Annotated in this window: 10 protein-coding genes and 1 pseudogene; 4 read left to right on the top strand and 7 right to left on the bottom strand. The window is 51.6% G+C overall.

Features of this window, described 5'->3' with window-relative positions; genetic code table 11:
- Positions 1-337 (bottom strand): annotated as a pseudogene (locus ACWISF_RS10780) (IS630 family transposase); the annotation flags it as partial.
- A 155-nt stretch (positions 338-492) separates the two neighbouring features.
- On the opposite strand from ACWISF_RS10780, the gene ACWISF_RS10775 reads away from it, so the two are divergent.
- A complete protein-coding gene (locus tag ACWISF_RS10775) occupies positions 493-651 on the top strand; it encodes a hypothetical protein (RefSeq protein WP_448381586.1) in 159 nt (52 codons plus the stop codon).
- Between the two features lie 464 nt (positions 652-1115).
- Here the strand turns inward: ACWISF_RS10775 and rplT are convergent, their stop codons facing one another.
- The 3 genes from rplT to ACWISF_RS10760 all read right to left on the bottom strand — a co-directional run bounded on the left by rplT (position 1116) and on the right by ACWISF_RS10760 (position 3146).
- Entirely contained in the window at positions 1116-1469 is a 354-nt protein-coding gene (gene rplT / locus ACWISF_RS10770; RefSeq protein ID WP_448381585.1) for a 50S ribosomal protein L20, read from the bottom strand.
- A gap of 23 nt (positions 1470-1492) precedes the next feature.
- A complete protein-coding gene (rpmI, locus tag ACWISF_RS10765) occupies positions 1493-1693 on the bottom strand; it encodes a 50S ribosomal protein L35 (RefSeq protein WP_448381584.1) in 201 nt (66 codons plus the stop codon).
- 61 nt (positions 1694-1754) lie between these two features.
- Entirely contained in the window at positions 1755-3146 is a 1392-nt protein-coding gene (locus ACWISF_RS10760) for a malic enzyme-like NAD(P)-binding protein (protein WP_448381588.1), read from the bottom strand.
- A gap of 792 nt (positions 3147-3938) precedes the next feature.
- Between ACWISF_RS10760 and ACWISF_RS10755 the strand changes: the two genes are divergently transcribed.
- Positions 3939-7676 (top strand): sensor histidine kinase, encoded by a 3738-nt coding sequence (locus ACWISF_RS10755; RefSeq protein ID WP_448381583.1) that lies wholly within the window; start codon positions 3939-3941, stop codon positions 7674-7676.
- On the top strand, positions 7657-8136 hold the full coding sequence (locus tag ACWISF_RS10750) for a DUF29 domain-containing protein (RefSeq protein ID WP_448381582.1): 480 nt from the start codon (positions 7657-7659) through the stop codon (positions 8134-8136). Before ACWISF_RS10755 ends, ACWISF_RS10750 begins: the two co-directional genes overlap by 20 nt.
- Here ACWISF_RS10750 and ACWISF_RS10745 read toward each other — a convergent pair.
- Together ACWISF_RS10745 and ACWISF_RS10740 are read right to left on the bottom strand one after the other, a co-directional pair.
- The gene (locus ACWISF_RS10745; RefSeq protein WP_448381581.1) at positions 8099-8974 is read right to left on the bottom strand and encodes a glycosyltransferase family 9 protein; all 876 of its coding nucleotides are present in this window, start codon (positions 8972-8974) and stop codon (positions 8099-8101) included. The two genes, ACWISF_RS10750 and ACWISF_RS10745, sit on opposite strands and share 38 nt — an antisense overlap.
- Before the next feature lie 42 nt (positions 8975-9016).
- Positions 9017-9217, bottom strand: coding sequence for a DUF2811 domain-containing protein (locus ACWISF_RS10740; protein ID WP_448381580.1), 201 nt, complete (start codon positions 9215-9217; stop codon positions 9017-9019).
- Positions 9218-9434: 217 nt separating this feature from the next.
- Here ACWISF_RS10740 and ACWISF_RS10735 point away from each other — a divergent pair, with 217 nt between their 5' ends.
- The gene (locus ACWISF_RS10735; RefSeq protein WP_448381579.1) at positions 9435-10679 is read left to right on the top strand and encodes an FAD-binding oxidoreductase; all 1245 of its coding nucleotides are present in this window, start codon (positions 9435-9437) and stop codon (positions 10677-10679) included.
- Between the two features lie 14 nt (positions 10680-10693).
- Here ACWISF_RS10735 and ACWISF_RS10730 read toward each other — a convergent pair whose 3' ends face one another.
- Positions 10694-10825 (bottom strand): LamB/YcsF family protein, encoded by a 132-nt coding sequence (locus ACWISF_RS10730; protein WP_448381587.1) that lies wholly within the window; start codon positions 10823-10825, stop codon positions 10694-10696.
- Between the last annotated feature and the right edge of the window lie 15 nt (positions 10826-10840).

Raw genomic sequence — 10840 nt, 5'->3', positions numbered from 1 at the left:
AAATCCTCCGCTGGAATATCCCTGACTTTTTGACGATAAGCTCGTCGTTCTCTTTGCACCTCCTCTTCTTGGACTCTCGCGCTGCGGTAAGTCTTTTTTTAGAGTCATTCCTTGCTTTTTCAAGAAATTGTGTATCGTGACGGTACTTACATCAATCCCTAAGCGCTCCCGCAACAGTTCTTGGTATTGCCACAGGTAGAAGTCTGGGTGTTCTGCAATGATTGCCATCACTTCCTGGCGATGCTGTTCCAAAATACCCACTCGCTTGGTACCTACGTTCTTGGGGGTTAAGTCCTGAGTTTGTTGGTACTGTCACGTGTACTGTTCTTTTGGTCAGGCTACAAAATCAACTTTACCCGTAAAAAAAACATACTCTTATGAAGAACAAAACGAAGAAGAGCGACAACAGTTCATCAAGATGATGAAAGAGGAAAAGAAAGAATGAAGATTTAGTCTATATTGACCAGTCTGGGATGGATAATCGAGATGTTTATGAATATGGTTGGGGGCGAAAAGGACAAAGAATATACGGTCAACGACCTGGCAAAAAGAGAGAGAATCAGCATGATGAGTGGTTATCATTTAGGGAAATTGGTTGCACCATTTACTGGGATTGGTATAGTCGTTTCACAGGAAAATGCAACACTTTGAGGCACTGGTCATCACTGTATCCCCTTCCAGGACAGGGTTTTCAGGTAAAGGCGCATGTCGCAAACTTGTTTGAAATGACTATAGTTGTAATTTGCAAGTATTGATTGCCTGGTTAACAGAGATGTTGTTGCCCACCATTGGAGCAGGGAAGAAAATTGTTTTAGATATAGCTAAGCATACAAAGGTTGACATGATATGGGTCGCTGGGCGTAGCCCCACAATGGCGTAGCCATGAATCTTCAGGCGACAACCTTAACCTACCTAGCTATAGTACCAAAAGCGTCAAGTCTTACGATTTTGAGGGTTTGTGCCAAAATGTGCATCGAGCCGAATGATACAAAGCATTGTCATTGAGGCGCTGAGTTCTCATTGATGACAAAAAACCTTCCCATTCAGCATGTTGTCTGACGTGAATTTATGAACTTTTGCTGCCGCGTTCCACACTACCGGTCAGTCATTTTCAATTAACCAGCGTGGGTTTTAGCCGCTTGGGCAATTTGGGCAAAGGTGTCTGGGTCAAAAATGCTCATTTGCGCCAACATTTTCCGGTTTAGGGGAATGTTGGCCTTGGCCAGTTGGCCGATCAATTGACTGTAGGATAAACCATGCACGCGAGCCGCCGCATTGATCCGCGCGATCCACAACTGCCGAAAATCCCGTTTTTTCTCCCGCCGGTGCCGGTAGGCGTTCCGCAGGGCTTTCATCACCCGTTGGTTGGCCGTGCGAAAGAGCAACGAAGCCGCACCCCGAAACCCCTTGGCCAATTTCAAAATTTTTTTGCGCCGTTGGCGGGCCACATTCCCCCGTTTGACTCGCATGGTATCCCCTCAGTCCCAAATACTCAAATAGCTAACATCAAACGCACGTTTTCTAAATCCCGCGCATGCACCTCGACCTTGCGTGCCAGCCGCTGTTTGCGAATACTGGATTTTTTCTGCAACAGGTGGTTCCGCATGGCCTTGCGCCGCAGAATTTTGCCGCTGCCTGTCACCTGAAACCGCTTGGCCGCCGCCTTGCGGGTCTTGAGTTTGGTCTTTGCCATCCCTTTTTTCAAAGCCACAAGGATTGATTATAAAACGCCAAACCCAGTATGACAAGCCCCCCTAACACCGGTTCAACCCCGCCTCACGCGCCGCTTGGACCACGGCTTGGGCGACCGTCGGCACTACCCGCGAGTCAAACACCGAAGGGATAATGTACTCCCGTTGTAATTCTTGGGGAGCGACCAGGCTGGCGATGGCACGGGCGGCGGCCAGATACAACTCAGGGGTGAGGCGGTGCACCCGGCTGTCTAAGGCGCCCCGGAAAATGCCGGGAAAGGCCAGCACATTATTAATTTGATTGGGGTAGTCACTGCGTCCGGTCGCCATCACCGCCACTTTGTCCTCGACCAATTCCGGTTGGATTTCCGGCACGGGGTTGGCCAGTGCAAACACCACCGGGTCGGGCGCCATCCGCATCACCATTTCGGGGGTGACGGCACCCGGGACACTCAAGCCGAGAAACACATCCGCATCGACGAGCGCATCGGCCAAAGTACCGGTTTGGTCAACGGCAAAGGCGGCTTTGGTCGGGTGGAGGTCGGAACGGCTGGTACTGACAATGCCTTGCGAATCACACAGGATTAACTCCTGGGCACCCGCCCGTTGCAAAAGGCTGGCGACCGCCAAACCGGCGGCTCCGGCCCCATTGATCACCACCCGCACCCGTTCTAGGGATTTGCCGACCCAGCGCAGGGCATTGAGCAAGGCAGCAAGCGTGACAACCGCCGTGCCGTGTTGGTCATCGTGAAAGACGGGAATGTCCAATTCCTGTTGCAGTCTCTGTTCGATTTCAAAACAGCGGGGCGCACTAATATCTTCTAAATTCACCCCGCCAAATACAGGTGCCAGATATTTCACCGTATTGACAATGGCATCGGTATCTTGCGTGGCCAGGCAAATGGGAAAGGCATCAATCCCGGCAAATTCCTTAAACAGCATGGCTTTGCCTTCCATTACCGGCAGAGCGGCTGCCGCGCCCAGATTCCCCAACCCCAACACCGCACTGCCATCGGTGACAATCGCGACACAATTTTGTTTGATGGTCAGGCGATACACCTGGTCGGGGTCTTGGGCAATTGCACGGCATACCCGCCCCACGCCAGGGGTGTAGGCCATCGCCAAATCCGCCCGATTTTTCAAAGGGATTTTGCTTTGTAGGTGAATTTTGCCGCCCTGGTGCAGCTTAAACGTGCGGTCATCCACACTCAGCAATCGCACCTGGGGCAACGCCTTGAGGGTTTGAATAATCCGTTCTTCGTGTTCCGGGCTGGTGGCGTCAATGGTAATTTCCCGCACGGCAGTTTGGCGGGTCTGCTCCACCAGGTTAATTGGCCCTAAATTGCCGCCTGCTTCCCCAATCGCCTGCAAAACGGTTGCCAATTGCCCCACCCGGTTGGGGATTTCCAGGCGCACGGTCAAACTGAAACTGGGACTGGGGGTGATGCTGGTCATGGGGCGTTGCAGTTTAGAGCCATCCGTAATAGCCAACCCTACCATAGTTTGCCCCAAGGGTTGCGAATGTTCAAAACGAACCAATTGGCTACGGTTTGCCGGTGCCTATCCGTCACCTGTAAAAGTAACAGCGACCGCTTAAACTCTGCAATAAAAATTCATAAATTTGAGTCAGACAAGATGCTTAATGAGAAAGTTTTTCATTATAAATAAGAATTCGGCTCCGAAATGACCGTGCTGTGTATCGTTAGACCAGATGCACATTTGGGCACAAACTCTCAAAATTTTAAGGTTCAAAACTTCTAGTTTATTTATTTATTGCAACTGTTAAAAGTTCCACGGATGTATGGAAGTAAATTAAATTAGTAGATAAGTTGCAACATATAGAAATTTTAATCCGGCAGGAGTGGAATTTTGTCCATTGGCGCCAGCGGGTCGTCCCATACTTAAGATGTAAATTTTTGTTGCAGAATTCCATACCTGGGGGTTCAACACTTCTGTAATTAAGGACATTGGATTTTACGTTGGCAGCGTCTCTAATTGCCAGAGGTGTTGGCCTTTCCCAGATGAAGTTTGTGGGTTGCTTCTCTGCGCATAACATCCCAACATTGCCAATGAATATGATCGCCTATTGGCACTGCACAGATGCTTGCTCTATGCCAGGTACCAACTGCGTGATTCCCAACCGTCCCCGACCGGATTAATGCTTTAAGCTTTCTCCCAGAATTTTTAATTTTGGTTATGATAGTGATCCAAGCTACACCAAATTCCATACATTGAGAGAGGGGGTAGGTGGTTGAATTGCTCATAGGTCTTACGGAACTGTATGTACTGCTTGCCGAAATCACGCGCCGGATACAAGCGGGGGAGGCGGTAGAAAATGTACTGCAAACTGCCCTAGTCCAACTCCGGCAGGGTTGGGGGGCAAGGCATCTGGCGCTCTATCGGGGGCAAGAGGTGGTGCTGACGGCTGGCGAGGCGTTGGCACCGGGGCCAATGCCTGCGTCCAATCAGGTGGTCAAGCGCCCGCAGGAATCCGGGGAGACGTGGTTTTGGCCGGTCATCGTTCAGCAACAGGCATGGGGTTGGTTGGTGGCGCATTGGTCAGGGCCACCGGCAGAAACCATAACGGCTCAAGGGGAATTATGCGCGGCCCATTTCGGTTTGGTGATTGCCGCCACAGGATGGAACCATCAATCCAAATCTGAGTTTTCTCTGCCGACCCTTGCGGATGAACCCTATCACTTTTTATTGGATAACTTGCCCATCGGTGTGGCATTGCGAAATCCGGCAGGTGATTTCATTTATGTCAATGAATACCTGGCCGAACAACTCTACCAAATGCCGCCCGATGCCCTCTTAGGAAATGCATGGATGCAGGTCATCCACCCCGAAGATCGGGAACGGGTGCGGTATTCTTGGCTAGCAAAACCCGAGGTCTCACTCTACTACAAAGAGGAATATCGTCTCCAACGCCAAGATGGTTCGGTGATGGACATTCGGGAACAGACCGTTGCCATTAATAATGTCAATGGTGTTACGGTAGGTTTTATCTCCTTATTAAGCGATATTACCGAAGCCAAAACGCTCGAATCAATGCTCAAAAAAAATGAAGAAAAATATCGGCAAATTATCGAGTATCAAACCGATTTTCTGGCTTATTCTTTACCCGATACAACGATTACTTTTGCCAACCGCTGCCTGCACGAAGCGCTCGGCTACTCCTTAGAGGCTGCCGAAATGGTGGGAATGAAATGGGAGCAAATCATCCTCAACCGTGAAGATTTGCAGATTTTAGAGCAATATGTCCGCCAATTGACGCCGAAAAATCCCATTTTTTCTTATATCAATCCTATACGCGGTAAACAGGGGCAAATTCTGGAAGTGGAATGGCTAAATATAGGCATTTTTGATGATACAGGGCGTTTATTAAGCATTCAATCCATAGGTCGGGATGTCACTTTGCTGCGGCAAACAGAGCGGGAATTGCGCGCCAGTCGTGAGCAACTCAGGACCCTGTTAGAGAATATGCCTGGCTTGGTGTACCGCTACCACCCAGCCACACCGGAACAGCCTGAGCATTTTAGTTATCTAAGTAGGGGTGCAGAGGAGATATTTGAACTCTCTGCGGATCACATCATGGCCCATCCGCGGGATGTATGGACGACGCTCACCCATCCAGAGGATTTAGAGCTATTAGAATCTTCGATCCAAACCGCCGTTACAAACCAAACCAATTGGTTTTGTGAATGGCGGGTGGTCACCCCTTCCGGCAAGCTCAAGTGGATACAAGGGCGCTCAACAGTACATCAGCAACTCGAAGGTGAACCCTACTGGGATGGAATTTTATTGGATATTACGGAGAAGAAAAATGCCGAATTACAACTGGCACAACAAGCGGAATTTCTCCATCGGATTCTTGTCGCTACTCAAGCAATTATTTACATCTATGATTTGGTGGAACAACGGAATGTTTTTGTTAATCCTGAAATTGAATTACTGCTTGGCTACTCGGTCGCCGAACTGCAAGCAATGGGTAATCAGTTGGCTCCTCAGCTAATCCATCCAGAGGATTTACCAAGGATACAAGCCCTAGATAGGGAGCTTGTCCAAAGCAATGATGACGGACGAAGAGAGATTTTTTACCGGATGCATACCAAATCTGGTCAATGGCGGTGGTTTTTGAGCCAGGAGCGTGTTTGGCGGCGCAATGAGCAAGGGATTCCCTGCCAAATCTTGGGTGTTGCAGTGGATATTACTGACTTAAAAGAGACTGAATTGGCGCTCGCCGAAAAACAACAACTTTTGGATAATGTTCTGGGTAATTTACCGGTTGCGCTGTGGCGGTATCAGCTTTGGCCAGATGGACGGGAAGCCCTGCCCTATGTGAGTGCTGGATTTCCCAAAATCTATGGCGTGACGCCTGAAGAAGCGGTACACAATATACCGAAACTATGGGGTTTAGTTGCCCCGGAAGATGTGCCTACGCTCAAGCAATTAGTCCAGGAATCTGCGCAAAATTTATCACTTATTGAGACAGAGTTTCGGATTCGCACTCCCCAAGGGCAACTCAAATGGCTACAAGTATTTGCCCAACCCCAACGGCAGGCCGATGGGAGTACGGTATGGAATGCAGTGTGTTTGGACATTACCCCGCGCAAGAAAGCCCAATTAGAACTCCAAACCCTAAACCAAGAATTAGAACAACGCATCCATGAACGCACCTTAATTTTGCAAAAGCAAGCCCAAAAGGAGGGTTTATTGCGCTTGATTATTGAGACGATTCATCAGGCGCCCAGCATTGAACAGATGCTCCAGATTGTACTGGATTCGACCCGTAGCAATTTGGGGTGCGACCGGGTGGTGGTGTATCAATTCAACCCCGATTGGAGTGGTCACTTCTTAGCTGAATCGGTGGCACCGGGTTGGGTATCAGTGGTCACAGCTCCTGTGTCCACCCTTTCGGATCATTGTTTGGAAGAAACCCAAGGTGGGCGGTTTCAAAAGCGTTATATTTTGGTGAGCAATGACATTTATCAATCGGGCTTTACAGCTTGCCACATTGAACTGCTAGAGAAGTTCCAAGCCCGCGCTTTGGTGATTGTGCCCATTTTTCTAGGTGATAAACTCTGGGGGCTTTTGGCGGCCTATCAAAATAGTGGCCCGCGCATTTGGCAAACAGATGAGATAGACTTTTTACAGCATATCGGTCTGCATTTGGCCATTGCCTTGCGTCAGTCAGAATTGTATCAAGCAGCCCAGGCGCAAGTGGTCGAATTACAAAGATTAAATAAACTTAAAGATGAATTTCTCAGCACGGTTTCCCACGAGTTGCGCTCCCCCATGCACAATATCAAAATGGCCCTGAAAATGCTGGAGTTGAAATTACAAAAAAGTGGCATCCTGGCCGATCCAGAATTGGGGATTTCCCGGTATTTGGATATTCTGAAAAGTTCCACCGACCGAGAAACAAATTTGATTAATGATTTATTAGACCTAGCCCGGTTAAATGCGGATGAATATACCTTGGAGTTGACCCAGGTGGATGTCCAGCAAATTTTAGATAAAATTTTACCACTGATTGAGGAACGTACCCAATGCCACGACCAAACGTTGATCGTGCAAACACCGCCAGAATTGTGTCCACTCCATACGCATCGGCAGTCTTTAGAACGCATCTTGCAAGAACTGTTACATAATGCCTGCAAATATACACCTGCGGGAGAAACCATTACGCTGGCCATTGAGAGAGAATCGCAGGATTTTTGTTGTTTCCGGGTGATCAATACGGGAGTGGAGATTCCCCCTGCCGAACAGGCACGGATTTTTGATAGTTTTTACCGCATTCCTACCCATGACCCCTGGCAATATGGAGGCACAGGTTTGGGTCTGGCGTTGGTGAAAAAATTAGTGGAACGCCTAGGTGGGACAATTCGCTTAACCAGTGAACATAAGCGCACGGAATTTGCAGTCAGTTTGCCCATCTCTTATACAGCGCTAGGAGAACAGAATGGCTCAACCACCCCTTAAACCCCTGTCCCCTTTATACGAAACCGATCTGGCCTTGTGGTTTGCTCAGACCATTCATGCACTAAAAACCAGGGATTTTGGCCGGGTGGATTGGGAGCATTTAATTGTGGAGGTTGAGGGTTTGGCAGGTCGAGACAAGCGGGAATTAAAAATTAGATTAACGGCTCTATTTGAGCATTTATTAAAACGTACTTGCGTCAACCTGCCAGAATGTTTTCGTGGTTGGGATGGCACCATCAAGCGTTCCCAAATCGAAATTCAAGAGATTTTGCAGCAATCGCCCAGTTTGCGATCTTATTTCCTAGATATAGTTCTGAATTGTTATGCGGACGCGGTGGCCATTGTCCGGGCGGAATACGATGCAGTGATCCCTGATACCTGTCCCTTTCCTACCCAACCGGAAGTTCTGCTGAATTGGACGGCTACTGCCCCAACGCCTGGACCACCTGAGCAGGGCTGATTTCGGCCAGGGTCGGAGCTTGCAGCGGTATACACACATCCGAGTTGGGGAGGATGCGTCGGGGTGTGGCCGCCGATAACAGGGCCACCACAGGAGTTTGCACCGCCACCGTCAACTGCAAGGGCAAGGGTTGGGCCTCGCTGACCAGCACCAGGGTTGCCCCCGCCAGCAGGGCCGCCTGTTGTCCCACATCGCCTGGCATGATGCGGGGAACGCCTGCACCCCCTTCCCCCCAAACCAGCAGGGGTAAGTCCGGTTGCTGTTGCCGTAACTGCGCCACCACCTGCTCCCAGTGGGGATACTGCTCATCCCAAACCACCAGGGCATACCCCGCGGTGAGGCCCAACTGCTGTTGTTGGGTTTCGGCCCAGGTCAGCGCCGCCGCCGGAATTTGTACGGCCATCGCCCCACAGGCTGACCGGATGCCTAAAGCGGCCACCAAATCGTGGTAATACTCCGGGGGATATTGCTCCGGTTTCGGGGTCACCACCTGGGTGAGCCACCGTTGCCCCACGCCGCAAAACCCAACCCGCTCCCGCACCCCACTTAGCCACAGCAAAAAACTCAAGTTACCACTGGGACGGGTCAACAGCACCGCATCATAATAGCCATCCCGCACCGCCCCCAAAAGGTTGATCCATTCGGTTAAACTGTTGCGACTGCCATACGCGTAGGTCAACACCCGCGTCACCCAAGGACACAGGGAATACAGCGACTGCACCGTCGGGGCCACCACCACATCCACCTGCGCCGGGGCTTGACTCAAACTGCGCAGGGACGGAAACAGCCACAACTGCTCCACTTCCGTACCCGGCGACAACACCAAAAATCGCAACATAACCGTGCCAACTCCGGAGCCACTATTCCAGTTATACCCCGCCTACCGGGGCACCCGAAATAGGGCATCCAAATAAACCCGCGCCACCCGCCGGTCCTGCGCCGCATTCTGCAACAAAAACAACGACAACGCCGCACTGCACACCCGATGCATATCCCAATCGGGATGGGTAGCCAAATACCCTTCCAAACTTTCATGCAATTCCTGCGGAATCTCCGCCCGTAACACCACCCGACCTGCCATATCCCCTACCCCGTGCATAACGTTACGAAATTTTGCAAATCCACACCCCTCACCTGCAGCTATTTCAGCCGAAACCCAGACGGGCTGTCAAATTCCCTGATGCGGCCAATTTATGAAGTATTCTTTACACGCCACGTAAACACGGGGTTTGCGGCCAGTTTTTGTTACGTTATTTAATGTGGGCAAATTATCCACAGGGGGGGCGGAAACGGGGATAATGACGCTGGAACCTGTGGATAACTTGGGGCAATCTGTGGATAAGTTGGGGATAACTGGGGAGAACCTGGGGATAACTGGGTCAGAATGTGACAATTTATTACAAATTCCAATGCGCCCGGCGACGGCGGCGGAAGTGGGGGAAATTTTGCGGCAAACGGGGAGGCAGGCGGTGCGGTTGCAGGGGCAAAACAGCAAGGCCCACTGGGGCAGACAGACCCATCCGCCTGGCATCACGATAAGTACGGCGGCATTAAACCGGATCGTCAACTACTCGGTGGCGGATTTGGTGGTCACGGTGGAAGCAGGGGTGAAATGGGTGGATTTGCAGGCGGAGTTGGCGACCCAGCGCCAATTTTGGCCGGTACACCCGCTTTATCCGGATCGGGCGACGGTGGGGGGCATTCTGGCGACAGCGGATACAGGGGCCTGGCGGCAACGCTATGGCGGTGTGCGGGACGGGGTGTTGGGGATACATTGGGTGCGCCCGGATGGGGAGCAGGTGAAAGCGGGCGGACAGGTGGTGAAAAATGTGGCGGGCTATGACCTGATGAAACTGTTGACGGGGGCGTGGGGGACGTTGGGCTGCATCACCCAGGCGACGCTGCGCTTGTATCCCTTGCCGCCGGTGACCCGCAGTTTTTTGGTACAGGGGGAGGACCTGGCACGGGTGCGGCAACAGTTGTTGGATTCGGCGTTGCAACCTACTGCCTGCGATGTGCTCTCTGGTGCCTTGGTGGCGCAGTTGGGGTTGCCCGCACAGCCCAGCGTGTGGGTGGAATGGCGGGGGACGGCGGTGAGTGTGGCAGAACAGGTGACCCGCTGGCAAGCGTTATGCCCGGACAGCATGGTGGAATTGCCCCCAGACACGGGCGAGCAATTAACCCGCATCCTCAGTGTGCCGGGAACACACCCCCACGTCTTGTTGAAAATTGGCGTCTTGCCCACCCGCACGGTTCCCCTGGCCCTCTATCTGGAACAACTGGCGCCCCAGGCGTGGCTGCAACTGCATAGTGGCGTGGGCTTAGGGCGATGCGTGTTGCCCACTGTGCCCGACGATTTGGCAGCCCTAGTTACCCAAATGCGGGCCTTTGTCCATCCCCAGGGATTTGTGAGTGTGGTGGCCGGCCCCGATGTGCCCAACCGTTGGGATGTGCGGGAAAATAGCCTGACGCTCATGCAACGGGTGAAACAACAATTGGACCCGCATAACCGTTTGAATCCGGGGCGATGGCTGTGGGATTAGTTCCGGTATCTTTGCTAACGGTGGCGCACATTCATGGGCATGATTTTTACGCCTGCTTTGATGAGCGCCTCGTGGATTTTGTGCGCAAGCTCCAGCGCATTTGGACCGTCGCCATGGATGCAGAGCGTATCGGCTTCAATGCGAATGCTTTCGCCTTGCAG

It is taken from the genome of Gloeomargarita sp., assembly GCF_053491055.1.
Note: the sequence above shows the minus strand (reverse complement) of the source record. Positions and strands in the feature narration are given on the sequence as shown.